We start from the raw sequence: 26,170 nt of genomic DNA, 5'->3' as shown, positions 1-26,170 counted from the left end.
CTAAAATACATAAAAATATCCTAAATAACAAAAAAAACAAGTGTAATTTATTGTTAATCAATTAGTTAAATCACATATTGCCTTGCAACGGTCTTGAGATGTGCCAGAATAATAGCAAGGTGAAAAGAAAGGGTATGCACGACAAATGAACACAATTAGCACAAATAAAAGCCAATGTTAACCCAATCTTTGATTGGGTTAACATTGCACTACCATTGCGTTACTATTGCGTTAACATTGCGTTAACCCTAAATTAGCCAATGACAATAAGCCCGGTTTCCCATTAAAAAAAAAGCAAAAGATTAATCAGCACCAGAATTAATGAATTGCAAAGAGCAGGATGCCGCTAAGATTTAAGATGAAGTAATTAATACTGGCCGGTTGACAATAAAACCAATGTACAGGCTTCCAACACCTCAATGCGCTGCGCTTTAATTAAAAGCTCCAACTCGTCATTTTCGGTGCCGGGATTAAAGATTACTCTTTTCGGGTTAGTTTTAAGAATATAATCATAATAAACTGACTGTAGCGCAGGGCCGATATATAAAGTAATGGTATCAATATCAGCATAAACAGCGCCAGGTTCTTCGATTTCAACCCCTGCGACGGTTCCTTTTTTAATGCCAATATTGATAAAGTCATGCCCTTTTGCCTTTAACATGTGGGCTGCTTTATAAGCATATCTTGTCGGGTTAGGAGAAGCCCCAATAATCAACGTCTTTTTCATCATTTAATGATTTAAAAATATGTAGTCCTACTACGAAGACTGGACTTTAAAATACAAACAACCAACACTCCTAGCAGAAATAATGTTTGGATTACAAGAATTTCAATACTGCATTTGCACAATTAATACCATCAATAGCAGCAGAAACGATACCTCCGGCATAGCCTGCACCTTCAGCACAAGGAAATAAGCCAGCTACCTGCGGATGTTGAAAAGTTTCTTTATCTCTGGGAATGCGCACTGGAGAAGAACTACGACTCTCTACCCCTACCAAAATCGCCTCATTGGTATAATAACCCTTCATCTTTTTCCCGAAAAGTGGCAATGCTGCCCTAAGGCTTTCTGCAACAAAAGCAGGTAAAGTTTCATCAAGGACTACAGCTTTGGTACCAGGCAAGTAAGAGTTTTTAGGAAGATCAACAGACAGCCTGTTCTCCACAAAATCAACCATTCGCTGTGCGGGGGCAACTAAATTACCTCCACCCAATGCAAAAGCCTGTCTTTCGATAGCTGCCTGGAAATGCATCATCCTCAAAGGATGATCACCCTTCACATCATCAAGACCAACCTGCACTACCGTTCCTGAATTTGCAAAAGGATTATTTCTTTTAGAAGGAGACCAACCGTTAACCACAATTTCGTTTTCGTAAGTAGCACAAGGCGCAATAATACCGCCAGGGCACATACAGAAAGAAAAAACCCCTCTATCGACCACCTGTTCCACCAGGCTGTAATAAGCTGGGGGCAAAAATTCACTGCGGATATCGCAATGGTATTGTGCCGCATCAATGATGGCCTGCGGATGTTCTATGCGAACACCAAGGGCAAAAGGCTTAGCCTCAACCAGGATATTTTTCCGATTAAGCAATTCATAAACATCCCTTGCAGAATGGCCGGTAGCTAAAATAACGGCATCTGCATAGATTTTTTCTTCGCCATTAACAACAACACCTTTAACTTTACCAAACTCAACCAGCAGATCCGTCATTTTTTGATCAAAGCGAACTTCAGCACCAGCATTTAAAAGCGTTTCTCTTATAGCGGTAATAATTAATGGTAATTTGTTGGTGCCAATATGAGGCCGGGCGTCGATCAAAATATCAGCTGTAGCCCCATGCTGCACGAAAGCTTCCAGCACCTTATTGATATCACCACGTTTATTAGAACGGGTATATAATTTGCCATCCGAATATGTTCCTGCACCACCTTCACCGTAGCAGTAATTTGATTCGGTATTTACAATACCTTCTTTATTGATCGCCGCAAGATCTCTCCGGCGCTGTTTCACATCTTTACCACGTTCCAGAATAATGGGTTTAAAACCATTCTCTATACATTGAAGTGCAGCAAACAGTCCCGCCGGACCAGCGCCAACAATTAAAACAGGTTTCCTGTTACTGACATTTTGATAGTGAATCTGTTTAATATCTGCCAGAAATGGCTCGTCTAAATAAACTTTTACTTGTAAACGATAAACAACTTGCTTTGACCTGGCATCAATGGATCTTTTTAAGATTTTATAGCCCTTAATACTTGAAATGGGAACATTTAACGCTGTAGCACAGCTTTTCCTTAAAATTTCGTCTTGGTCAATATCAGCTGGAAAGAGCTTAATTTCAATATCTATTTGCATAAAATTGTCAGGTTTTTATCCTGAATAGTAACAAAGGTACAGAAATTGCAATCTAATCTGTAAATTAACCGTTAAACAGAAAAAAATGAAAAAAATAGTTTTAATCGTAGTAGGCTTCCTATTGGTATTTATCGCATTCAGCAGTTGTAATGGATACAATAACCTGATAAAAATGGATGAAGACGTAAAAACCAAGTGGAATCAGGTAGAAACACAATACCAGCGCCGATCAGATTTAATACCCAATTTAGTAAGTACCGTTAAAGGCGCTGCAAATTTTGAGAAAGAAACCTTAACTCAGGTTATTGAAGCCAGATCAAAAGCAAGTCAAATTACGATCGACCCAGATAAATTAACGACAGAAAATATCGGAAAATACCAGGCAGCTCAGGGTCAGATAACCCAGGCATTAGGTCGTTTAATGGTTCTTACCGAAAATTACCCTGAATTAAAAGCAACACAACAATTCAGCGATCTTTCTGCACAATTAGAAGGAACGGAAAACCGTATTGCTGTAGCTCGTAAAGATTTTAACGAATCGGTTCAAGTGTATAACACCAAAGTAAGGTCTTTCCCTAATAACCTTACCGCTGGCCTGTTTGGATTTGGTCAAAAAACTGGCTTTAAAGCTGATGCAGGAGCACAAAACGCACCTAAAGTACAATTCTAATAAAGCACACATGACTTTTACAGGGTAATGAACGTTTATATATAAAAACTTCATTACCCTTATCTTATAAAAAAATTATGACACTTTTTAATGAACAAGAACAAGAATTGATTTCAACGACTATTGCAGATGCAGAAAAGCTCACTTCAGGTGAAATCAGGATTGCAATTGATAAGCACTGCAACGGAGATGCCTTAGAAACTGCTGCCAGTTATTTTAAAAAGTTCGGTATGGATAAAACAAGTGAACACAATGGTGTATTAATCTACCTGGCGAACGAAGATCATAAATTTGCTATTATCGGTGACAGTGGGATCAACAAAGTGGTACCACCAGATTTTTGGGAAACTACCCAGGTGGCTATGAAAGCCCATTTTGCTGGTGGAAACCTGGCAGAAGGATTAATTGCAGGCATAAGATTAGTTGCTGAAAAACTAGCGATCTTTTTCCCTTATAAAGGCGGAGATATCAATGAATTACCAAATGATATTATTTATATGGAATCACCTAAAGCCATTAAATAATGAAAAAAACAATATTACTTCTTTTATTAGTCTTTCTAACTAACCTTGGTTTTGCACAGGATTTCCCTGCAAAGCCAACTAAATTAATTAATGATTATACCGGTACTTTATCTGCCGCACAAATCCAACAACTGGAAGATAAATTGGTAGCTTTTGATGATACTACATCCATTCAAATTGCCATTGCTATTGTAAAATCCGTTGGCGGATATGACATCAACGAATATGCACTTGAATTGGGCAGAAAATGGGGTGTAGGTGCAAAAAAGAACACCGGAATTATGATTGTGGTAGGCCTGGGCGACCGGAAAATTTCGATACAATCGGGGTACGGACTGGAGGGTGCTTTGCCCGACGTTTATACCAAAAGAATTATTGAAAATGACATTAAACCTTATTTTAAGGCAGGTGATTATTACGGCGGACTAGCATCAGGAACCAATGCAATCATCAGCTATACCAAGGGGGAGTATAAAAATGAAAACCCTAAAAAGGCAAAAAGAAACCCAGCTTCAGCCATACCGATTATCATCATTATCATTGTGGTTATTATCATTATCATCCGCAAAGGCGGTGGCAATGGCGGAAGTCAGGTTATCGGTGGTCGTGGGGTAGCAGACGCATTGTTCTGGAGCATGCTCCTTGGTGGTGTTGCTGGTCGTTCTGGTGGCGGAGGTGGTTTTGGCGGAGGACAGGGCGGCGGCAGTAGTGGCGGCGGCGGGTTCGGCGGTTTTGGTGGTGGAAGTTTTGGCGGTGGAGGTAGCTCAGGCAGCTGGTAATGGAAATATTAAAATGGCAGAAACTTTCTTCAAGGTATTTGGTGAAAGAAAAATGGGCAACTTTAAGAGTTGATACCTGTAAGTTACAAAATGGCACGGTAAAAGATGACTATTTCGTATTGGAATACTCAAACTGGGTAAATGCCATTGCAGTAACTAAAGATAATAAGATCATTTTGGTACGACAGTACAGGCATGCAGCAGACATTGTTTCGCTGGAGATTCCAGGTGGAGTGATGGATGGCGATGAAGATTCGGAAACTGGCGTAAGAAGAGAATTGCTTGAAGAAACAGGTTATTCATTTGAAAAGGCAGAATTAATTGCTACCCTGTACCCTAACCCGGCAACATCAAACAACAGCACCTTTACTTACCTCTTAACAGGAGGAACATTGACACACGAGCAGAATCTTGACGAACATGAGATTTTAAATGTGGAAGAATATACCATAGCCGAGGTGAAGCAACTGCTCCTGGATAATAAAATAGACCAGGCTTTACATTCTGCTGCGCTCTTTTATGGATTAATCAAGTTGGGTGCTTTTTAACTCAACACTAACTTCTTTTGGATATCAGTTACATATCCTTTAAATTTCTTATCGGTATCAATCAGATCCTCTACGGTTTGGCAAGCATAAATAACCGTAGAGTGATCTCTACCGCCAAAAAAAGCACCTATTGATTTCAACGAAGATTTAGTATGACTTTTAGCAAGGTACATTGAAATTTGGCGTGCCTGTACAATTTCCCTTTTACGTGTAGGCGATTTAACCATTTCTATCGGAACTTCAAAATACTCACAAACCAATTTTTGAATAATTTCCATTGAAATTTCTTTGGAAGTATTTTTAATAAAATTTTTAAGCATTTGCCTTGCCAGCGCTAAATCAATCTCCTTTTTATTTAAAGTAGATTGGGCCAGCAGAGAAACCATTGCCCCCTCTAATTCCCTTACATTGTTATCAATGTTATGAGCTACATATTCCACCACTTCTAAGGGCAGTTCAATACCATCGGCATACATCTTCTTTCTTAAAATGGCAATGCGGGTTTCAAAATCAGGAATCTGCAGATCTGCAGACAAGCCCCATTTAAAACGGCTCAATAAACGCTCTTCCAGACCAGACAAATCTTTAGGCGATTTATCAGAAGTCAGGATTACCTGTTTTCCAGATTGATGCAAGTGATTAAAGATATGAAAAAAGATATCCTGTGTTTTTTCTTTACCGGCAAAGTTATGTACATCATCCATGATAATCACGTCCATAGCCTGGTAAAAGTTCACAAAATCATTGATGGTATTGTTTTTTAAAGAGTCTACAAATTGCTGGCAAAACTTTTCACAAGAAACGTAGATGACCAGTTTATCTGGAAGGCTTGATTTAATTTCGTTGCCAATTGCCTGGGCTAAATGTGTTTTACCCAAACCTACGCCCCCATAGATCATTAAAGGATTGAAGGAAGTACCACCAGGCTTTGCCGCTACAGCAAATCCGGCAGACCTGGCCAGTCGGTTACAATCGCCCTCTATATAACTATCAAAAGTATAATTAGGGTTCAACTGTGGGTCTACATTCATCTTTTTTAGTCCGGGTATAATGAATGGGTTTTTAATATCTTTATTAATAGTAATCGGCATAGACATGGACTGCAATTTAGCTGCAGCGCCATTTCCATTAGAAGGCATATTGGTGGTGTAAGGCGAGCCACTGTTAGAAGATTTGTCGACCACAATGTTATATTCCAGCCTGCCTTCTTCACCCAAATGCTTCTTCACCGTTTTACGTAAAAGACCTACATAATGCTCTTCTAACCATTCATAAAAAAATAAGCTAGGTACTTGAATAGTTAAAACATGACCATCCAATTTTAAAGCAGATATTGGTTCGAACCAAGTCTTGAAACTTTGGGTAGGAATGTTATCTTTTATTATTTGGAGGCAACTATTCCAAACTTCAGTACTAGATTTTTCCATGGCAATTTCTCTAAAATGTTGGTTTTCAGAGTCGATGAGAGCTTAAATACTCGACCTTTTTTACACCTCGAATATTCAAAAAATTATCAACATTTTAAACATAATTTTAAAGTATTTGGTAAGTACCTATACCGCAAGAGTATATCATTGTTAACTTAAATTTTTTGTGTGGATAACTATTTTTTAACATACTTTTAATATTCCCCAAAAACATTACGTAAAGTATCCGAAATTTCACCTAGAGTAGCATAAGCCTCCACGGCAGTTAAAACAAAAGGCATCAGATTTTCAGTGCCCTGTGCTGCCACTTTTAAATTTAACAATGCATGATCAACGGCATCCTGATTTCTTTCCAGTTTTAACTGGTTCAGTTTTTCGGTTTGAATGGTTCTGATAGATTCGTCGATTCGCATTACATCAGTTATCCCCTCTTTCTCTTGAGTAAACTTATTAACACCCACAATTACACGGCTGCCAGCCTCTACTTCTAATTGGTACTGATAGGCAGCGTTTGCAATCTCATTCTGAATGTAGCCATTCTCTATGGCGGTAACAGCACCACCCATAACATCAATTTTATCAATATACAATTGCGCGGCAGCTTCAATTTCGTCGGTTAAAGCTTCTACAAAATAAGAACCCGCCAATGGATCAACGGTATCGGTTACCCCACTTTCAAAAGCAATTACCTGTTGGGTACGCAGGGCAATTTTTGCTGCCGCCTCTGTAGGTAAAGTTAAGGCTTCATCATATCCATTGGTATGCAGCGACTGAGTGCCGCCAAGGACCGCTGCCATGGCTTGGTTGGTAACCCTGATTACATTGTTTAAGGGCTGCTGTGCAGTTAAAGTAGAGCCACCCGTTTGGGTATGAAAACGCATCATTTGTGCTTTCAACTCTGTTGCCCCCAGTGATCTGGTTATATTTGCCCACATTCTTCTGGCAGCTCTGAACTTTGCTATTTCTTCAAAGAAATTATTATGACAGTTAAAAAAAAACGACAAGCGCTTGGCAAAAACATTGATATCCAACCCTTTTTCTAAAGCTGCATGGAGATAAGCCTTGCCATTAGACAGGGTAAAAGCCAATTCCTGCACCGCCGAAGACCCTGCTTCCCTAATGTGATACCCTGAAATAGAAATGGTATTCCATTTGGGTACTTCTTTACTACAATATTCAAAAATATCAGTTATAATACGCATGGATTGCTTTGGAGGATAGATATAAGTCCCTCTTGCGGCATATTCCTTCAGAATATCATTCTGTATGGTACCTGAAATTTGTTTGAGGTCTGCCCCTTGTTTTTTTGCTAATGCAATGTACATGGCCAATAAAATACCTGCTGTGGCATTGATGGTCATTGAGGTGGTGATTTTCTGGAGCTCAATACCATCAAATAAGCGTTCGATGTCTTTTAAAGAATCAATGGCGACACCAACTTTACCCACCTCTCCTTCGGACATATCATGATCAGAATCGTAGCCAATTTGAGTTGGTAAATCGAAAGCAACCGATAGTCCTGTGGTGCCTTGATTCAACAGGTAATGATAGCGCTTGTTCGATTCTTCTGCTGTAGAAAAGCCAGCATACTGCCGCATAGTCCATAAACGGCCACGATACATGTCTTTTTGTATGCCCCGGGTAAAAGGAAACTCGCCTGGTGCTTCCAAAACAGGTTTTGAAGTATTATAAAGTGCTTTTATTTCAATACCAGAGGTGGTTGTAATTTTTTTATTATCCATAATGATGATCATTGAGAAATGCCTTTTTAACGAACCCACCGGCAATAAAATGGAGTAGTTGGCTAATTTGTTTAAATACCGTAATAATTAGCCAACTACGAGTACAAAAATGTACAATTTATTTATCTTTGTTATTCCTAAATTGAAATAACATGAGTAATACAGTTGATACAGCATTTGCACCCGTAACATTTACAGAAAACGCCGTTAAAGAACTATTTAAATTAAAAGATCAACAAGAGATTGCTGAAGACTTTGGTTTAAGGGTAGGCGTTGAAGGTGGAGGCTGCTCGGGAATGAGTTATGTTTTAGGCTTTGACCAGAAAAAAGAAGGTGATCAGGAATTTATCATTGATGGCATTAACGTTTTCATGAATAAAGCACACCAAATGTACTTAATGGGCATGCAGGTAGATTGGCAGGATGGCTTAAACTCAAGAGGATTTACTTTCAGTAATCCTAACGCTGCAAGCTCTTGTGGTTGTGGAACAAGTTTTTCAGTATAAATTTCTTTTCTATAAAATATTTGTAACATTTAAGGAAGTCCCGTTGTCTAAACAACGGGACTTTTTATTTTGTATCCCTAAAAGTAATTAAACCTGGAAAATGACTAATAGCGAAAATGTCAGACTGGCAATTCAATCAATAAAGAGTAACCGTTTAAGAACAATGCTCACCGCATTGATCATTGCCATTGGTTTATCTGCATTGGTTGGGATATTAACTACCTTGGATGCGGTAGAAAAAAGCATGACAGAGGCTTTTTCAAGTATGGGAGCTAATTCATTTACCATTAGGAACCGTGGATCTGGCATCAGGGTAGGTAATCCAGGACAAAGACCAAAACCTTTCAAATCAATACGTTATGAAGAGGCGTTGGAATTTAAAGACCGACTGAATACTGCAGCTACGGTAGCAGTGAGCGTAAGGGCTAGTGGTGGTTCTACTGTAAAATATGGAACAGAGAAAACTAATCCTAACATCAGCATACAGGGTGTTGATGAAAATGGTCTGGTATCACAGGGTTTAGACCTTGCTTTAGGACGTAATTTTAGCACAACAGAAGTCACTCAAGGTAATAATGTTTGTATTATCGGAAGCGAGATCAGCAAATCCTTATTTAAGGACAAGAGTGCTATAGATAAAGTAATTCATGTTGGCAACAACCGTTTAAAAGTGATTGGTGTTTTAGTTTCTAAAGGCTCCAGCATGGGTTTTAGTGGAGATAGGGCAGTTTATGTACCGCTATTGAAAGCAAAATTAATCAATTCCAGTTCAGACCCCTCTTATACCATCACCGTCATGGTGCCCAACAACGACATGCTCGAAAATATTATTGGCGAAGCTACAGCAGAATTCAGGAACATAAGGAAATTAAAAACGACAGCAACGGCTAATTTTGAAATTACAAAAAGCGATGCCGTTGCGCAAACATTGTTTGAAAACCTAGCTTTTATTGCAATAGGTGGCGTTGCTATAGGTGTAATTACCCTTATTGGTGCATCAATTGGTTTGATGAACATTATGCTGGTTTCTGTTACCGAGCGCACCAGGGAGATAGGTATCCGTAAAGCAATTGGCGCAAATCCATCAGTTATCAGAAAACAATTTCTTATTGAAGCGGTAGTCATCTGTTTGATGGGAGGAGCATTAGGAATTTTATTAGGTATTTTATTAGGAAATGCGATCTCTTTAATGATGGGAGGCTCTTTTATCATCCCATGGCTTTTTATAATAGGCGGATTTGGCTTATGTGTAATAGTTGGTGTAATATCAGGTTATTACCCTGCTAAAAAAGCATCAAAACTTGACCCTGTAGAGGCATTGAGGTATGAATAGTATTAATAAGCCTGCTTACCCACTTTCTGAAAAACAGCAAAAGGGTAAGCAGGCGGTATTTTATCTGCCTACATATTGTGTTTCATAATAAGCCTGGTAATTTCCTGAAGTAACATTAGTTAACCATTCTTCATTTTCTAAATACCAATCAACCGTTTTTTCCAACCCTTCTTCAAATTGCAAGCTTGGTACCCAACCTAATTGTTGTTGAAGTTTAGTAGAATCAATGGCATAGCGCAAATCGTGACCAGCACGGTCGGTTACATAGGTAATCAACTTAGCCGATTCGCCAGCTTCCCTACCCAGTTTCTTATCCATAATTTTGCACAACAAATGAATAAGGTCAATATTCTTCCATTCGTTATGGCCGCCAATATTGAAGGTTTCACCCGGTTTAGACTCATGGAAAATTAAGTCAATGGCACGTGCATGGTCTTCAACCCATAACCAGTCTCTTATGTTCTCGCCCTTACCATAAATAGGAACCGGCTTACCACTTTTCAAGTTATTAATAGCCAGAGGGATTAATTTTTCCGGAAAATGGTGAGATCCGTAGTTATTAGAACAATTAGAGATCACCACATCCAGACCATAAGTGTCATGATAAGCACGCACAAAATGATCAGAACTTGCTTTGGATGCCGAGTATGGACTATGTGGATCGTAGGCGGTAGTTTCTGTAAACATTCCGGTTTCGCCGAGTGCACCATACACCTCATCTGTAGAAACATGATAGAAACGCTTCTTGTCATAATCGCCTTTCCAAAATTCTCTCACCGCATTTAATAAGTTAACAGTTCCAATAACGTTGGTCATTACAAAAGCTGTAGGATCAGTAATTGACCTGTCGACGTGAGATTCTGCTGCCAAATGAATAACGGCATCAAAGTTTTCTTTCCTAAAGAGTTCATTCATTTCAAGCGCATCGGTGATGTCAGCCCTTACAAAACTATAATTAGGTTTGTCTTCGATAGCTGTCAAATTAGCCAGGTTACCCGCATAAGTAAGCTTATCTAAATTGACAATCTGGTATTCAGGATAATTGTTTACAAAACGGCGTACAACATGGGATCCAATAAATCCGGCACCACCTGTGATTAAGATTTTCTTCATTTTTATAATTCTTTCGGCAAACCCATATCCTGCGCGGCATGGGCTAACTTGCTATGGTTTACTTTGTTTAATAGCGCATTAAGATTTTCTTGCAAATCAAACTGCCAGTCTTCATGCAATTTCTTGTATTTATTAAAAACAGACAGCGTAGTTCTTAAAAAGTAAGTTGTTAATTTTTCCTGATATTTATACAAAAATGAAAACACATTTTCATTAAACACCAAAGGTACACTGTTGAGCAAGTAGATGCGCAGCTCTACTTCACTGTTTACTGCTTTTGTCACTTTGTAATGGTGATTAATCTGTCCATTTAATTTTCTAAACGCTGCTAAAGTATCTTTTGATGACAACTTTTTATCAAGCTTTAAAAGCGCAATGGCTTCATCAATCTCGTTTTTCAGTAGCAGGTGTCTTGCCGCTAAATCCTGCTCATCTTCCAATAATTTAAAATGCAGGTGTTCAGTTAAAACTTTATCTTTTGCAATTAAGCGGAGAAATAGTTTATCTTTTTCCTTTGGAGGAATTTCAATAATGGCATTCTTTAAGTCCTTATGCTCCCTTAATATCATTTAAAATGGATTATCATTCAAATATTTCTCCCAGTTCCAGGCAGAAAGCATCATTTCATCAATGTCAAGTTCCGCTTTCCAGCCTAATTCATTAGCAGATTTAGTGACATCACCCCAAACTTGTTCAATATCACCTTCTCTTCTGGCGCCTATGGTATAATTTAATTTTTGGTTTGTAGATTTCTCAAATGCCTGAATGATCTCTAAAACAGATGATCCTTTGCCAGTACCTAAATTAAACACCTCATAGTTAGCAACTGCTTTCTTGCTTTCCATTCTTTTAATGGCAGCAACATGTGCCTTTGCCAAATCAACTACATGAATGTAATCTCTGATAGCACTCCCATCAGGCGTAGGATAATCATTGCCATAAACGGTAATTGGCCCACGTTTACCAATGGCAGATTGTGTAATGAAAGGAACGAGGTTTTGAGGTACACCAATAGGCAATTCACCGATTAAAGATGTATGATGAGCACCAACAGGATTGAAATAACGCAATGAAGTAACCCTAAAAGCAGGTTTTACGGCACAGGTTTCCTGTAAAATTTCTTCTGCTATTTGTTTAGTATTACCATAAGGAGACTCTGCTTTTTTAACGGGTGCAGCCTCGGTAACCGGCAAATCATCAGGCTGACCATAAACGGTACAAGAAGATGAAAATACCAAGTCTATCGTTGAGTTGAACGCATTGATCACATTGATCAACGAATAGAAATTGTTTCTGTAATATTTTAATGGTTGTTGCACAGATTCACCTACTGCCTTATAAGCAGCAAAATGAATAACACCGGTAATGTCTAGATTGTTCTGTACAAATTCTTTTACTTTAACCTCATCACATAAGTCTAATTCAAAGAACTTAGGCTTTTTACCTATGATTTTCTCTAGCTGCGTTAAAATTTTAGGATTGGAATTAGAAAAATTATCCACTATGATCACTTCGTAGCCTGCATTGTGTAGTTCAACTACGGTATGAGAGCCAATAAAACCGGTACCACCGGTAACTAATATTTTAGACATTTTTTATGGTGTAGGTTGCAAAATATTTATTTATTGTAGGTAGTAAAATCCTTATGGTCTTTATTAAATAATGCTTCTTTCGGTAAGGATTTAAAATAGTCATAAGTAATCTTAAGTCCGTCTGCCCTATTCACTTTGGGTTCCCAACCTAAAATCTCCCTGGCTTTGGTAATGTCAGGCCTGCGTTGTTTAGGATCATCCACAGGGAGGTCTCTTAAAACCAGCTTTTGGTTGGTTCCCGTCAGTTTAATAATTTCCTCGCCAAACTGTTTGATCGTAATTTCATCAGGGTTACCAATGTTCATCGGCTGTGCATAATCACTCAGCAACAAACGGTAAATTCCTTCAATTAAATCATCAACATAACAGAAGGAACGGGTTTGTGAACCATCGCCAAAAACAGTTAGGTCCTCACCACGTAAAGCCTGACCAATAAAAGCAGGTAATACACGCCCGTCGTTCAGGCGCATTCTTGGTCCGTACGTATTAAATATTCTTACAATGCGGGTTTCCAAACCATGAAAAGTATGGTAAGCCATGGTCATGGCTTCCTGGAAACGTTTAGCTTCATCATAAACACCACGCGGACCAACAGGATTTACATTACCCCAATATTCTTCTGGTTGAGGATTTACATTAGGATCACCATATACTTCTGAAGTAGAAGCAATGAGCATCCTGGCACCCTTACTTTTGGCTACGCCAAGTAAGTTGTGCGTACCCAAAGAACTTACCTTTAACGTTTGAATAGGAATCTTTAAATAGTCGATCGGACTGGCAGGTGAGGCAAAGTGCAAGATATAATCGAGAGGACCCGATACATAGATAAATGTTGAAATATCATGATGGTAAAATTCAAAATTCTCCAGCTTAAAAAGATGCTCGATATTATGTAAATCACCAGTGATCAAGTTATCCATACCGATAACAAAATACCCTTCCTTTATAAATCGATCACACAAATGTGACCCCAAAAAACCAGCTGCACCGGTAATTAATATTCTCTTTCGTTTCATTAACTAATTAATTTTCGTCCTATACTGTTATAATAATAACCCAGATCAATCATTTTTTGAAGATCATACAGGTTTCTTCCATCAAAAATAACTTTACTTGCCAATGCGGCCTCCATTCTTTCAAAATCAGGATTTCTAAAAACAGACCATTCCGTAGCAATTAATAAAGCATCTGCTTTCTCTAACGCTTCATATTGGTTCGCCGCGTATTTTATTTTATCTCCGGCTACTTTTTTCACATTGGCCATGCCTTCAGGATCAAAAGCCGTAACGGTAGCGCCATGTTTAATTAAATGATCGATGATGTATAAAGCTGGAGCTTCGCGGATGTCGTCAGTTTCTGGTTTAAATGCTAAACCCCAAAGTGCAAAATGCTTTCCTTTGACATCACCTTTATAATATTTTAATACTTTATCGACCAATATTATCTTTTGTTTTTCGTTAACATCCATTACCGCTTTCAGGATCTGGAAGTTATATTTATGCTCTTCAGCAGATTTGGCCAATGCCTGTACATCTTTTGGGAAACAACTGCCACCATAACCAATACCAGGGAACAAAAATCTTTTCCCAATACGGTCATCAGAGCCTATCCCTTTACGTACCGCATCAACATCTGCACCAACAATTTCACATAAATTAGCGACTTCGTTCATGAAAGTAATTTTTGTAGCTAGAAAAGAGTTAGCCGCATATTTTGTCAGTTCAGAAGAACGCTCATCCATAAATAAGATGGGATTTCCCTGACGTACATAAGGGCCATATAACTCAGCCATTAGCTTTTGGGCTTTTTCACTTCTAGTACCAATAACCACACGGTCAGGTTTCATAAAATCTTCAACAGCCACACCCTCACGCAAAAACTCAGGGTTAGAGACCACATCGATTTCTACAGCTGTATTTTCTGCAAACACGGCTTGAACTTTATCAGCGGTACCAACGGGGACGGTAGACTTATTAACAATAACTTTGTATTCCGTAACCAGTTTAGAAATATCTTTTGCAGCGCCTAAAATATAGGAAAGATCTGCAGCACCGTCACCACCCGGAGGTGTTGGTAATGCCATGAAAATAATCTGCGCATCTTTAATAGCACTGGCAAGATCAGTAGTAAAAGTTAATCTCTTTTGAACAATGTTCCTCAAAAATAATACATCCAAGCCAGGTTCGTAAATAGGAATAATTCCATTTTGCATGTTCTGCACCTTAGCTTTATCAATATCTACACAGATAACATCGTTACCAGTTTCCGCAAGGCATGTTCCGGTAACTAAACCGACATATCCTGTTCCGATTACAGCAATTTTCATAAAATAAAAAGGATTTAAGTTGATTAGAGAAAAGCAGCACTGATCTATAAATAATAGTACCGGAACTTGTGTTTCTCATATATTAGTAGAGTTTTAATTTAATAAAGTATCTTCGGCGAAGATAACAAATAAACATCCAAAATGCTTTGCCTTTATAACTTTGGTATTTACTTTTATAGCCTCCTGGTTAACCTGTTTGCTTTATTCAATCCTAAAGCTAAACTTTTTATTCAAGGCAGACAAAATATTTTTATACACCTACAGAAAAGTATCAATTCAAACCACCGGCATGTATGGTTTCATTTTGCTTCATTAGGAGAATTTGAACAAGGAAGACCTGTTTTAGAGAAAATAAAAGAACTATATCCTGACAAAAAAATTGTGGTTACTTTTTTCTCTCCCTCTGGTTATGAAATCCGAAAGAATTATGCACTTGCAGAAGGCGTTTTTTATTTGCCACTGGATACAGCTAATCATGCAAAAAGATTCATCGACATTATCAATCCGGAGATAGCGGTATTTACCAAATATGAATTTTGGTATCATTATTTTAAAATATTGAAAGCGCGGAACATCCCTTTGTTTTTAATTTCGGGCATATTTAGGCCAAATCAGTTGTTCTTTAAATGGTATGGTGGTTTTTATCGTTCTATGCTAACCAGCATAACTCATATCTTTGTACAAAATGAAGAGAGTAAGGAGCTTTTAAATGGAATTGGGATTGATCAGGTAAGTTTGAGTGGCGACACACGTTTTGACCGGGTATTTGAAAATGTGGCTACTGTAAAAAAACTAACAGTGGTAGAAGAATTTATCAAGGGGTCTAACGTACTTATTGCAGGCAGCACATGGCCACAAGATGAAGCTTTAATTGCAGAATGGATTAAGAACCATGCACACTGGAAAGTAATATTGGCCCCACATGAAATTGATGCGGCCCATATTAGTCAAATCGTTGCTTTATTTCCTGGCGCTTTAAAATACACTTCGCTTAAAAATACCCCACCTAGCAGTTTTCAAATTCTTATTATAGACAATATTGGGTTGTTATCCTCCCTCTATCAATATGGCAACATCGCTTATATTGGAGGAGGCTTTGGTGCAGGCATACACAACACACTGGAAGCCGCAGCGTTTGGTTTACCGGTTATATTTGGACCACGTTACCAGAAATTTCAGGAAGCTAAAGATTTGATAAAGTTGCAGGCAGCCAGCTCAATTTCAGATGGTGAAGGTCTGGAAAATGCTATCCAGACCTTCACCTTAAACCCTGCCGCAGGCAAAAAAGCCCAGGTTTATGTGATGGAGAAAAAAGGAGCTACCAAAGGTATATTAGAAAAAATAAAACCTTGGTTAACTTAGGATTTTGCCATTTCTACCATAGCTTCAATCCATTTCGGATTATCGTTCAAACTAGCTACCAATTGCACTTCTTCACCTCCTAAGGCTTTGAAATCCTCTTGGTATTCCACGCTGACCTCATAAAGGGTTTCCAAACAATCAGCAACAAAAGCGGGGCAGAAAACAAGTAACCTCTTTTTACCCCTTGCAGCTAAATCCTTTAAAACATCAATGGTATAAGGCTGCACCCACGGTTCTTTACCTAATCTCGATTGAAAGCAAACGGAATATTTTTCAGCAGGAACATTCAATTCTTCAGCAATTAACCTTGCAGTATCATGGCATTGTGCAGAATAACAAAACTTGTTAGCATCAGTTAATGTAGCACAACAATTATCTTTCTTTAAACAATGGTGACCGGAGTGGTCGCACTTAACAAGTTGCCTTTCAGGCAATCCATGAAAACTGAATAAAATCTGATCGAATTTTTCAGGTTGATATCGGCTGGCATTAGCAGCAAAAGTCTGAATCATCAGCTTATTGTCATGGAAAGAATTGATAAAAGTTACTGGTGGAATAGTTTGCCATTTGCTAACAATTTCCATCACCTTCTGAATAACAGAACCCGTACTTGCAGAGGCATACTGTGGAAACAACGGAATAACTTTAATGCTTTCCACTAAACCGGCTTTCATATTGTCAAGGGCAGTAATAATAGAAGGACTTTGGTATCGCATAGCCAATTCTACATGATATTCATCACCAAGCGCTTCCTGTGCCAAGGCAACCTGTATTTTACTATAATACAACAAAGGAGAACCATTCTCATCCCAAACTTCTTTATAAAGCTTTGACGTTTTAGGGCTACGGAAAGGCACAATAATACCTTTAACCAATAAAGTCCTTTTAAAAGCATTAATGTCGATTACACGCTCATCCATCAGAAATTCATCCAGATATTTACGTACATCACTAACTTCCGGACTATCCGGCGTTCCTAAATTCACAAATAATATACCCTTTTTTCCCATAGTTAAAATTCAAATATAATGCCGATGGAAGGTAAAATATTTCCACTGGTATTGGCCAGCAATTTAGTTTTATAGCGTGATGGATCTCCCGTCATATCCTGGGCGTTTCCATTCACATCTCTATCTAATGCTAATTGCGGCTGTGTTTCGTACTTGTTATAAGTTAAATTTTGAATATCCAAATATACGTTAAGGTTAAATTTCTTGAATGGATATTTCTTATCAACCCTCAAATCGAGCTGGTAAAAATCCTTTAATCTACTAACGTTCAATTGATCATAATCCTGAATACCCTGAGGATAAACTGAATAATTACTTTTTAATGAAGAATAAGGGACATCATAAGGAGTATAAGGCCCCCCACCGGTATACCTGAATTTAGCACCAATTTCCCAGTTTCTTTTTAAAAGCTTACCGGCGGTCATACTTAAAATAAAACGATTGTTCCAGCTAGACTGTACAAACACCTCATTTTTATCTTTAAATTCACTTCTATATAAAGTCAAAGCAAAAATACCATAGAAACCCTTGTTTAAGCGCTGTTGAGCAAAGAATTCCAGTCCGTAACTTCTGCCATCAGTAACCCCGGTTAATGGTCTGTTACCTACTACACCAAAATCTGCACCAAGATTTGCTAGTGGAATAGTGTCACCCAATACAGCTATCATCGGATACCTCGAGTAACCTTTATAAAATCCCTCTACCGTAAATTTGGTGTTTTTCATGGTATTGTATTCCACTCCAGCAACAAACTGTGTAGACTTGATGTAATCAACATGCTTGTTGAGTAAAGGCCCTGTCGCATTTAATCGATAGCCTAACAAAGTATAAGTAGGCAACTGGTAATAAATGCCGGTATTAAAATTAAAACTAATATTATCATTTAAATTATAAGCAGCTGAGAACCTTGGTGAGAAAGTTTTCAATGGATTGTTCAGCTGAGCAGCATAAGTATTCCCATCAAAACGAAGACCCACAGAAAGATTTAATTTATTATTGAAATAAGGGGCGCTCAACTGGCCAAAGAATCCATATTTAACAAAGCTCAAATCAGACTGGTACTCTTCTGTCCCACCCGGTAAATATTGTAAAGTTTTGGTATTGTATTCAGCACTTTCTAAACCTGCGCCAAAATTAATTTTATAATCCCCTTCCTTTGAGGAATTTTCAAAACGTAGCTTATTTTCTATTTCCTTTGATACATAATCTAAAGTTTTAATGTCATTTTTATTATTATCCTTAAACTTATCAGCTCGGTTATTCAAGTAATTCCTGCTCAACACCAGTGAAGAAAAACCTCTGTCGCGGTAATTTTTATAAACTGCGCCCAGGGTATAATTTTCCTGATTATTCTCTGGCAAATTTGCCAGCAGGTATTGGTTACTTTCCGTTATTTCAGTTCCAAAATTTAGGGTAGACTTATCGATGGCCCCCAGACCAAGCAATGTTAATTCATGCTTTGGGTTGAACCTGGTTTTCACTTTAAATTGAAAGTCCTGATAGGAAGGCAGGAAAGGCAAGCCCAGCAGTTTGAATAAACCTTGTAAATAAGACAAACGATAGGAAGCAATAAAAGTGGTTTTTTCCCCTAAAGGTCCTTCTACAGTTGTGGCAAAATCACTGGATCCCAGCGTTAAAGATGTGCCCAGACGATCAGGGTTACCATCTTTTTGCTTGAATTCAAAAACCGAGCTTAAGGTATTTCCTCTTGAAGCGGGAAAAGCACCAGAGTAAAAATCAACTTCCTTAATAAAATCTACATTAATTAATCCTACAGGCCCACCCGATGATCCCTGGGTGGTAAAGTGGTTAATGTTAGGGATTTCTACGCCGTCAATATAAAACCTATTTTCATTCGGTGCACCACCACGAATAATAATGTCGTTACGAAAACTTACCGGTGCAGACACTCCTGGTAAAGATTGTATTACTTTAGAAATATCCCTGTTACCACCCGGATTTCTTTTAATTTCAGTGGCACCTATGGTACGTAAAGACAAAGGACTTTCTAAAGGTTTAATAAATTTAGGGGCTTCTATAACCACTTCATTTAAAGCACTTACTTCAGTTTCTAGCGCAACATCAAAAATTGCAGGCTTGGCATAACTAACGGCAATATCAAAAACAGATTTACGCTTATAGCCTATATACAAAAAGCTAAGGTTATAAACTCCAGGAGGTAAAGCTTGAATGGTATAATTACCCAGACTATCACTTTTTACAGGATTATCTATTCCCTGCACATAGACTGTAACCCCTGCAAGGGCTACATTACTAAAGGCATCTCTAATTTTGCCTTTAATAATTCCATTTTGAGCAAAAGCCATGTTTGCACACAAGGCAATAAAAACAACAAGATAGGTTTTTCGGAAAACAAGCATTTTTAATATAAACAGATTAATAAGCTAATAAGGCAGTTCTTACCTCTGCCATTAACCACATTGGAGTAGAGGTTGCACCGCAGATCCCTACTTTATCCGATTTGTTAAACCAGGAAAGTTCAAGCTCATCTACATTTGAAATGAAGTAGGATGCATCATTGTATTTTTTACAAACATCATATAAAACTTTTCCATTGGATGATTTCTTGCCAGACACAAAAATAATCTTATCATAGTTTGCAACAAAATTCTCTAAAGCTTCATAACGGCTGGACACTTGTCGGCAAATGGTATCATTTGCTTTAACATCATATCCCCTACTCAATAGCTCTTCTTTGATGTGATAAAATTTATCGGTGCTTTTGGTAGTTTGACTATATAAAGTGAATTTTGAAGGGAGTTTAACATGATCAAGCTCTTCCAAATCCTGAAAAACAATGGCTTTACCATCAGTTTGCCCCTGTAAACCGATTACTTCCGCATGGCCATGTTTACCAAAAATTACGATTTGCTCCTGGTCATCATGAGAATTTTTGATCCTGTTTTGCAGCTTCAAAACTACCGGACAAGACGCATCTATTAAAGTAAGGTCATTTTTGAGCGCAAGCTCATAAGTAGACGGAGCTTCACCATGTGCCCGAATCAAAACTTTCTCCTCGCGCAGGGTTTCCAACTCTTCATGCCCAATAATGCGTAGCCCTTTATTGGTGAGGCGTTTTACTTCCTCATCATTATGAACAATATCGCCAAGACAATATAAATAAGGCTCCTGCGCTAAAATATCTTCAGCCATTTCGATGGCATAAACTACGCCGAAGCAAAATCCTGAAGACTTATCTATGGTAACAGCTAAATCGTATTTCATCTCAATTTTTATTATTGTTCAATGGGAGACACAAAAATACATAAAATTTCGATCCTTAGTCCATTTAGCTTAAATAGACACAATCGTCCATACCTTCAACATCCAATACCACATCAACATGTTCTTTTAACACGGTCGACATTTGCAGTCCGACAAAATCTGTAGCAATAGGGAATATTTTATGGCTTCTATCTACCAGTACAACAGTCCGAATTTTCTTGTGAGGGGTATTTAAAAACACACCCAGACCATAAGACAAAGTTTTGCCGCTATTCAATACATCATCTACTAAAATGATGACTTTATTCATCCATTTACTTTCGTCAAGGTCTGTTTTAGCTATTAACTTACTATTTTCCTTTTCCAGGTCAATACGCAATAAAATAATTTTTAAATCCGAGATCGCTAACAAGACTTCTTTTAACCTTTTGGCAAGCTTGTAGCCCCTGTCCCAAATACCTGCCAATACAATTTCTTTTTCATTGAGGTTATCTTCCAGTATCTGGTAAGCAATGCGATTAATTTTTTGTTGTATTTGAATTTTATCTAGAATTAATAATTTAGTATCAGCCATTGTTGCACCTTATTTAAGTTACAAAAAAAACCATTTTAAGGTACAAAATCAAATATTTGAAAAATATTTTCTATTTGATGCAACGTTTCGACTTCAAACGCGTCTAAACTTTATAAAAAGATCCCCATGAGTAAATCAATATCACTAAAACCCTTTGCAACACTAATCCTTTTATTATTAGGCTATGTCATAACCGCATTCGGACAGCAAACTAAAACAGTAATGGTTCAAAACGTTAATGAAATAAACGTTTCCAGCGACATTGATTTATATTTGAGTCAGGGGAATACAGAAAGTGTGAAAATAATGACGAGTGGAGAGCTGCTTAAAAATGTGCTTATTGAAAAAAATGGGACACAATTAACTATTAAATATAAAGACAATGTGAGTTGGGAACTTATTTTCCGCGGACAAAAAATCAAGGCTTATGTAAGCTATAAATCTTTATATGCCATTTCGGCAAGTGGTGGAAGTGACGTTTACACGCAAAACACCATTAAAACCCCCAGACTAAACATTAATGCTTCAGGAGGTTCAGATATGAGGCTAGATTTAATGACTCAAGATTTGCAAGTACAAGCTAGCGGAGGGGCCGATGTTGATTTAAAGGGAAAAGCGACGAATATGTCTATCCACTCCAGCGGTGGCAGCGATATCAATGCTTTCAACTTTATCGTAGAGAATGCAAGGGTAAAATCCAGCGGTGGATCTGATGTGCAAATCCATGTCACTAAAGCGCTCGAAGCCAGTGCTAGTGGTGGCAGTGATATTACATTTAAAGGAAATGCTTCCTTAAAAAATAACTCTTCCAAAAGCGGAGAAGTGAAGAGCGTAAGATAATACAATTAGTTTTTTGTATCCCTGCTGAGAACCCCCTCCCAGCAGGGATTTTTTTATCTTTTTTGATAAGGATAATAAATAAAGTTTGCTCCTTCAGGTACAATTACAAATACACACATGTAATCTTCAGGCTTTTTGTAAGCCTTTAAGAATAAAACTTTTTTCTCCGGCTTGATGATTCCTTTTTCAATAAACTCCTCAACTGTTGATGCCTGAATGCTCCATTCGGTATGCAGTTCATCTCTATTCAAAATCATCTCGCCAATACTCACCGTATGCTGGTGGGCAATAAAAATGGGATTTGCCGATATTCCTTCCAACATAATTTCTAAGGCCACTTCTTTGATAGAGGATGCATAAAGTTCTAGATCCTTTTCAAGACTAACCAGCGGACTTTTCTGTTTTTCTTCCTTTTTTCCGTCAGGTTGTTGCGGCATTAACTCTTCTAAATCCATTCTATTTATTTTATTATTTTCAATAAAACCACATTTTCTACATGTTGCGTATGAGGGAACATATCAACAGGCTTAATTCGTGCTACTTCATATTTCTCCTTTAACAAGGCAATATCTCTAGCTTGCGTAGCGGCATTGCAACTCACATAAACAATTTTATCTGCCTCCAGCTCCAATAAGCGCTCTACTACAGCAGTGTGCATACCTGCTCTTGGCGGGTCAGTAATCACTACATCAGGTTTACCATGCTCCAGAATGAAAGCAGCAGTTAAAATATCCTTCATGTCGCCGGCATAAAAAAGCGTATTCGCAATTCCATTCAGGTTAGAATTAAACTTTGCATCTTCAATAGCTGTGGGCACATATTCTATACCAACCACCTGTTTTACATTACGTGCTACAAAATTAGCAATGGTTCCAGCACCGGTATACAAATCATAAACCAGTTCATCACCAGTAAAGCCAGCAAAATCTCTGGTTATCTTGTACAGCTCATGCGCCTGAATAGAATTTGTCTGGTAAAAAGATTTAATCCCAATTTTAAACTTCAGCCCATCCATTTCTTCAAAAATATGATCACTGCCTGCATAAGTAATCACGTCCTGATCAAAAATGGTATCGTTTTTCTTTTGATTAACAATATACTGCAAAGAAGTAATCTCGGGGAAGTTCACTTTAAGGTGTTCCATTAAGCCATCAATTTGCTCCTGTTCCACATAAGCAAAGATAACTGCAACCATAACTTCTCCTGTGGTAGACGTTCTGATGATAAGGTTCCGTAAACTACCTTCATGGTTACGCAAATCATAAAAGCTTAAACCCGCATTTAGCGCATAAGCCCTAACCTGGTTTCTTAAAGTATTAGAAGGCTCGGCCTGCAAGTAACAATGGTCGATATCGAGAATTTTATCAAACCTGCCCGGAACATGAAAACCCAAGGCATTTAACTCCAGGTCTTCCTGGTCATCCATATCCTGTTTATCCAACCAGCGCTTATTAGAAAAAGTATACTCTAGTTTATTCCGGTAATATTTATTTTCAGCAGAACCCAGAATAGGTTCCATGGAAGAAGTATCTACTTTTGCTAACCGCTGCAGGGCAGCCTCAACATTTTTATATTTAAATTGTAATTGCGCATCGTATTGCATGTGTTGCCATTTGCAGCCACCGCAAGTACCAAAATGCTGACAAAAAGGATCTGTTCTAAATTCTGAAGCAGTATGTAGCACTTCAATAATGGCTTCTGCGAAGTTTTTCTTTTTCTTCATCAGGCGCACATCCACAATATCCCCGGGAACAGCTTTATCTACAAAAACTACGAGTTCATCGGCTTTACCAACACCTTTACCCTCTTCAGCGATATCTATAATATGCAAATTAGGAAGGATTGTAACCGTCCCAGATTTTTTGTTTCTACTCATTATGCCGCAAATTTACAGGTTTTTTTTATCCCAAACAGGATATTTTTGACACAAGTGTTTCAGGGCACGGGGAATGCCTATAAAAAAGAAAATGTATTTGCTTTCTTACTTACCAAAAATTTTAAGAATAAACCCTAAAAGACCTTCAGCTAAGTTAAAGTTCATATCAAATTTCTCCTCTATCAATATAGAAAACTCTAAAACCTCTTTGCTCATTATAAATGCATTTTAAAATACAAATATAGGCGTTTTTATACCAGAAACCGATACGGTACATATTAAGATTTTGTAAAGAATACCGTCAATTATTTTGCTTATAAAGCAGCTTTAACCAGAAAAGGAAGAAGTTCTTTTTGGAAGCTTACAAAGTTTTTACGAACATCTGAATCGCTAACGGAGGTAAAGGCAAAAGAAAAAACAATGCTTTTACTAGCTTTTAAAAGAAACGCGAGCCCTTCCCTGCGGGAAGGGTTATTTTTAAAGTGATCTAGTTGAAGGTAAGCGGCAAGCAATAAAGATTCAAGCTGATCAGACAGGTGCTTTAAAAACTCTTGTGAATTTGCATTTTCACGAACAAACTCCCAACCAATAAACTCATTGCAAACGGTATAAGTCAGCCTGCAGGTTTTCATCACTAGTGCCTTTAAATGCTCTTCTTCATCTGCAAACTGCGCTTTATTTTTTAGTATCTCATGGAGGTTAAGGTCTAGGTAATTCATTAAAATTGCATCCAGAATCTGTTCCTTACTCTCAAAATATTTATATATAGTAGCCTTAGCGATGCGTGCTTTTTTAGCTATTTCATTGACACTGGTTTTATGATAACCGTATTTTCTGAACAACTCTTTAGCAGCCCTAAGTATACTTTCTTTAATTTTCTCTGGTTCCATTAATTTGTTATAAGTAAACCCTGATAACTTTGTGTGATGGTGTAAGTTTTTAAATTTCTCACCGCAGGTGCTTTTGCCGGACTTCCGTCTGTAAGCAAAAATTTGGCACCTGTACAAGGATCAGTGGCAGTGATACTTCCTTCATCGGGTATGATTTTACATCTTGTCTCTGGATTTACAGAACTGCAGCGGTCATAAGCTTTATAACCGAATGCAGTTGAGACAATAAGTAAACCAGCAACACCCTGCTCTGGCACCAGTAATACATTATTTACTGCGCTAATTTTAAATTCCTGTATGGTGATATTGTAATTAACAGGCACATTAGGAATAAATGTTCCTTCTTTTGCACAACTAACAAACAATAACAACAAGAAACAAAGCGCAGTGTTACTTTTTATCATTAAAACAACGATGTTTTATATTGTTTTAGGAAACGGGCATCATTCTCAGAGAACAAACGCAGGTCCTTAATTTCAAATTTCAAATTGGCAATACGTTCAATACCCATTCCAAAAGCAAAGCCACTGTATTTTTTAGAATCAATACCACAATTTTCCAATACATTAGGATCTACCATACCGCAGCCTAAAATTTCTACCCAACCACTGTATTTACACAATTGGCAACCCGCACCTTTACAAATAGTACAAGAAATATCCATTTCTGCAGAAGGTTCTGTAAAAGGAAAATAAGAAGGACGGAAACGCACCTTTGTACCCGCTCCGTATAACTCCTGAACAAAGTAAAACAAGGTTTGTTTTAAGTCAGCAAAAGAAACATTCTCATCTACATATAAACCTTCAACCTGATGAAAGAAACAATGTGCCCTGGCAGAAATGGCCTCATTACGGTAAACGCGACCAGGCATAATTGCTCTAAAAGGTGGTTTTCCAGCCTCCATCATTCTAACTTGTACAGAAGAAGTATGCGTACGTAAAGCGATGTCACCTTTTTCTCCTCCTTTTTTAATAAAGAAAGTATCCTGCATATCACGCGCAGGATGTTCCTCAGGAAAATTTAAAGCAGAAAAATTATGCCAGTCGTCTTCAATTTCCGGGCCTTCAGCAACGATGAAACCAAGTTTATTAAATATAGCTATGATTTCTCTTCTTACTAAAGCCAGGGGGTGGCGTGAGCCAATATCAAATCCCTCTCCAGGTAGCGTAAGGTCTAAACCTGCCTCTTTGCCTGTAAATTCTTCCTCACTTTGATCTTTTAAAGCTGCGTATTTGGCTTCGGCCAATTGTTTAAACTCATTTAAGACTTTCCCTAATATTCTTTTCTCTTCAGGAGAAACCGCTTTAAATTCATCAAAAATATCCTTAATGATTCCTTTAGTACCCAGAAATTTGATTCTGAATTGTTCAAGTTCATCCGCATTTGCGGTTGAAAAAGTATTTATTTCTTCCGTGTATTGTGTTATCTTCTCTTGTAACATGGTGGCAAATA

Annotated in this window: 26 protein-coding genes; 8 read left to right on the top strand and 18 right to left on the bottom strand. The window is 37.8% G+C overall.

Annotated features, from left to right (window positions below):
* Positions 1–367 precede the first annotated feature (367 nt).
* A complete protein-coding gene (locus tag AAKU52_RS10015; protein ID WP_354332923.1) occupies positions 368–727 on the bottom strand; it encodes a CoA-binding protein in 360 nt (119 codons plus the stop codon).
* 91 nt (positions 728–818) lie between these two features.
* Positions 819–2,360: an NAD(P)/FAD-dependent oxidoreductase gene (locus AAKU52_RS10010; protein WP_354332919.1), complete on the bottom strand. Its 1,542-nt coding sequence runs from the start codon at positions 2,358–2,360 to the stop codon at positions 819–821.
* Between the two features lie 85 nt (positions 2,361–2,445).
* Here AAKU52_RS10010 and AAKU52_RS10005 point away from each other — a divergent pair, with 85 nt between their 5' ends.
* From AAKU52_RS10005 to AAKU52_RS09990, 4 genes are all read left to right on the top strand, one after another.
* Positions 2,446–3,030: a LemA family protein gene (locus tag AAKU52_RS10005; protein WP_354332917.1), complete on the top strand. Its 585-nt coding sequence runs from the start codon at positions 2,446–2,448 to the stop codon at positions 3,028–3,030.
* A gap of 77 nt (positions 3,031–3,107) precedes the next feature.
* A complete protein-coding gene (locus AAKU52_RS10000) occupies positions 3,108–3,554 on the top strand; it encodes a TPM domain-containing protein (RefSeq protein WP_354332915.1) in 447 nt (148 codons plus the stop codon).
* Positions 3,554–4,333 carry a TPM domain-containing protein gene (locus AAKU52_RS09995; protein ID WP_354332913.1) on the top strand — a complete coding sequence of 260 codons (780 nt, stop codon included), beginning with the start codon at positions 3,554–3,556 and terminating at the stop codon, positions 4,331–4,333. The genes AAKU52_RS10000 and AAKU52_RS09995 overlap by 1 nt, the downstream gene beginning before the upstream one ends.
* Complete coding sequence (locus tag AAKU52_RS09990; protein ID WP_354332911.1) at positions 4,333–4,881, top strand: NUDIX hydrolase; 549 nt, start codon at positions 4,333–4,335, stop codon at positions 4,879–4,881. Before AAKU52_RS09995 ends, AAKU52_RS09990 begins: the two co-directional genes overlap by 1 nt.
* Here AAKU52_RS09990 and dnaA read toward each other — a convergent pair.
* A complete protein-coding gene (dnaA, locus tag AAKU52_RS09985; RefSeq protein ID WP_354332908.1) occupies positions 4,878–6,308 on the bottom strand; it encodes a chromosomal replication initiator protein DnaA in 1,431 nt (476 codons plus the stop codon). The genes AAKU52_RS09990 and dnaA overlap by 4 nt on opposite strands.
* 194 nt (positions 6,309–6,502) lie before the next feature.
* Positions 6,503–8,050: an acyl-CoA mutase large subunit family protein gene (locus tag AAKU52_RS09980; protein ID WP_354332906.1), complete on the bottom strand. Its 1,548-nt coding sequence runs from the start codon at positions 8,048–8,050 to the stop codon at positions 6,503–6,505.
* Positions 8,051–8,202: 152 nt separating this feature from the next.
* On the opposite strand from AAKU52_RS09980, the gene AAKU52_RS09975 reads away from it, so the two are divergent.
* Positions 8,203–8,556: a HesB/IscA family protein gene (locus AAKU52_RS09975; protein WP_354332904.1), complete on the top strand. Its 354-nt coding sequence runs from the start codon at positions 8,203–8,205 to the stop codon at positions 8,554–8,556.
* A 100-nt stretch (positions 8,557–8,656) separates the two neighbouring features.
* Positions 8,657–9,889 (top strand): ABC transporter permease, encoded by a 1,233-nt coding sequence (locus tag AAKU52_RS09970; RefSeq protein ID WP_354332901.1) that lies wholly within the window; start codon positions 8,657–8,659, stop codon positions 9,887–9,889.
* A gap of 60 nt (positions 9,890–9,949) precedes the next feature.
* Here the strand turns inward: AAKU52_RS09970 and rfbB are convergent, their stop codons facing one another.
* Genes rfbB through AAKU52_RS09945 form a run of 5 tightly spaced genes read right to left on the bottom strand, consistent with a single transcriptional unit; the run spans position 9,950 to position 14,920 of the window.
* Positions 9,950–11,002, bottom strand: coding sequence for a dTDP-glucose 4,6-dehydratase (gene rfbB / locus AAKU52_RS09965; protein WP_354332899.1), 1,053 nt, complete (start codon positions 11,000–11,002; stop codon positions 9,950–9,952).
* A gap of 2 nt (positions 11,003–11,004) precedes the next feature.
* Complete coding sequence (locus AAKU52_RS09960) at positions 11,005–11,571, bottom strand: hypothetical protein (protein WP_354332897.1); 567 nt, start codon at positions 11,569–11,571, stop codon at positions 11,005–11,007.
* Positions 11,572–12,594, bottom strand: a complete 1,023-nt coding sequence (gene galE / locus AAKU52_RS09955; RefSeq protein WP_354332894.1) for a UDP-glucose 4-epimerase GalE — start codon at positions 12,592–12,594, stop codon at positions 11,572–11,574.
* A gap of 26 nt (positions 12,595–12,620) precedes the next feature.
* Entirely contained in the window at positions 12,621–13,610 is a 990-nt protein-coding gene (locus AAKU52_RS09950) for a UDP-glucuronic acid decarboxylase family protein (RefSeq protein ID WP_354332892.1), read from the bottom strand.
* Positions 13,610–14,920, bottom strand: coding sequence for a UDP-glucose dehydrogenase family protein (locus AAKU52_RS09945; protein WP_354332890.1), 1,311 nt, complete (start codon positions 14,918–14,920; stop codon positions 13,610–13,612). The genes AAKU52_RS09950 and AAKU52_RS09945 overlap by 1 nt, the downstream gene beginning before the upstream one ends.
* A 141-nt stretch (positions 14,921–15,061) precedes the next feature.
* Here AAKU52_RS09945 and AAKU52_RS09940 point away from each other — a divergent pair, with 141 nt between their 5' ends.
* A complete protein-coding gene (locus AAKU52_RS09940; RefSeq protein ID WP_354332888.1) occupies positions 15,062–16,282 on the top strand; it encodes a 3-deoxy-D-manno-octulosonic acid transferase in 1,221 nt (406 codons plus the stop codon).
* Here AAKU52_RS09940 and hemH read toward each other — a convergent pair.
* The 4 genes from hemH to AAKU52_RS09920 all read right to left on the bottom strand — a co-directional run bounded on the left by hemH (position 16,279) and on the right by AAKU52_RS09920 (position 21,112).
* Positions 16,279–17,292 (bottom strand): ferrochelatase, encoded by a 1,014-nt coding sequence (hemH, locus tag AAKU52_RS09935; protein WP_354332887.1) that lies wholly within the window; start codon positions 17,290–17,292, stop codon positions 16,279–16,281. The two genes, AAKU52_RS09940 and hemH, sit on opposite strands and share 4 nt — an antisense overlap.
* 2 nt (positions 17,293–17,294) lie before the next feature.
* A complete protein-coding gene (locus AAKU52_RS09930; protein ID WP_354332885.1) occupies positions 17,295–19,673 on the bottom strand; it encodes a TonB-dependent receptor in 2,379 nt (792 codons plus the stop codon).
* A gap of 16 nt (positions 19,674–19,689) precedes the next feature.
* Entirely contained in the window at positions 19,690–20,538 is an 849-nt protein-coding gene (locus tag AAKU52_RS09925) for a 4-hydroxy-3-methylbut-2-enyl diphosphate reductase (protein ID WP_354332883.1), read from the bottom strand.
* 64 nt (positions 20,539–20,602) lie between these two features.
* Positions 20,603–21,112, bottom strand: a complete 510-nt coding sequence (locus tag AAKU52_RS09920) for a phosphoribosyltransferase family protein (protein WP_354332880.1) — start codon at positions 21,110–21,112, stop codon at positions 20,603–20,605.
* 126 nt (positions 21,113–21,238) lie between these two features.
* Here AAKU52_RS09920 and AAKU52_RS09915 point away from each other — a divergent pair, with 126 nt between their 5' ends.
* Positions 21,239–21,952 carry a head GIN domain-containing protein gene (locus tag AAKU52_RS09915; RefSeq protein WP_354332878.1) on the top strand — a complete coding sequence of 238 codons (714 nt, stop codon included), beginning with the start codon at positions 21,239–21,241 and terminating at the stop codon, positions 21,950–21,952.
* A 53-nt stretch (positions 21,953–22,005) separates the two neighbouring features.
* Here AAKU52_RS09915 and AAKU52_RS09910 read toward each other — a convergent pair whose 3' ends face one another.
* The 5 genes from AAKU52_RS09910 to pheS all read right to left on the bottom strand — a co-directional run bounded on the left by AAKU52_RS09910 (position 22,006) and on the right by pheS (position 26,159).
* The gene (locus tag AAKU52_RS09910) at positions 22,006–22,407 is read right to left on the bottom strand and encodes a hypothetical protein (RefSeq protein ID WP_354332876.1); all 402 of its coding nucleotides are present in this window, start codon (positions 22,405–22,407) and stop codon (positions 22,006–22,008) included.
* Positions 22,408–22,412: 5 nt separating this feature from the next.
* The gene (gene rlmD, locus AAKU52_RS09905) at positions 22,413–23,828 is read right to left on the bottom strand and encodes a 23S rRNA (uracil(1939)-C(5))-methyltransferase RlmD (RefSeq protein ID WP_354332874.1); all 1,416 of its coding nucleotides are present in this window, start codon (positions 23,826–23,828) and stop codon (positions 22,413–22,415) included.
* Positions 23,829–24,142: 314 nt separating this feature from the next.
* Positions 24,143–24,718 (bottom strand): TetR/AcrR family transcriptional regulator, encoded by a 576-nt coding sequence (locus AAKU52_RS09900; protein WP_354332872.1) that lies wholly within the window; start codon positions 24,716–24,718, stop codon positions 24,143–24,145.
* The gene (locus AAKU52_RS09895; protein ID WP_354332870.1) at positions 24,718–25,122 is read right to left on the bottom strand and encodes a Rieske (2Fe-2S) protein; all 405 of its coding nucleotides are present in this window, start codon (positions 25,120–25,122) and stop codon (positions 24,718–24,720) included. The genes AAKU52_RS09900 and AAKU52_RS09895 overlap by 1 nt, the downstream gene beginning before the upstream one ends.
* Complete coding sequence (pheS, locus tag AAKU52_RS09890; RefSeq protein WP_354332868.1) at positions 25,122–26,159, bottom strand: phenylalanine--tRNA ligase subunit alpha; 1,038 nt, start codon at positions 26,157–26,159, stop codon at positions 25,122–25,124. The genes AAKU52_RS09895 and pheS overlap by 1 nt, the downstream gene beginning before the upstream one ends.
* Between the last annotated feature and the right edge of the window lie 11 nt (positions 26,160–26,170).

The sequence above is a fragment of the Pedobacter sp. CG_S7 genome, assembly GCF_040544395.1.
GTDB lineage: Bacteria > Bacteroidota > Bacteroidia > Sphingobacteriales > Sphingobacteriaceae > Pedobacter.
This window is presented reverse-complemented; position numbering and strand designations above follow the sequence as displayed.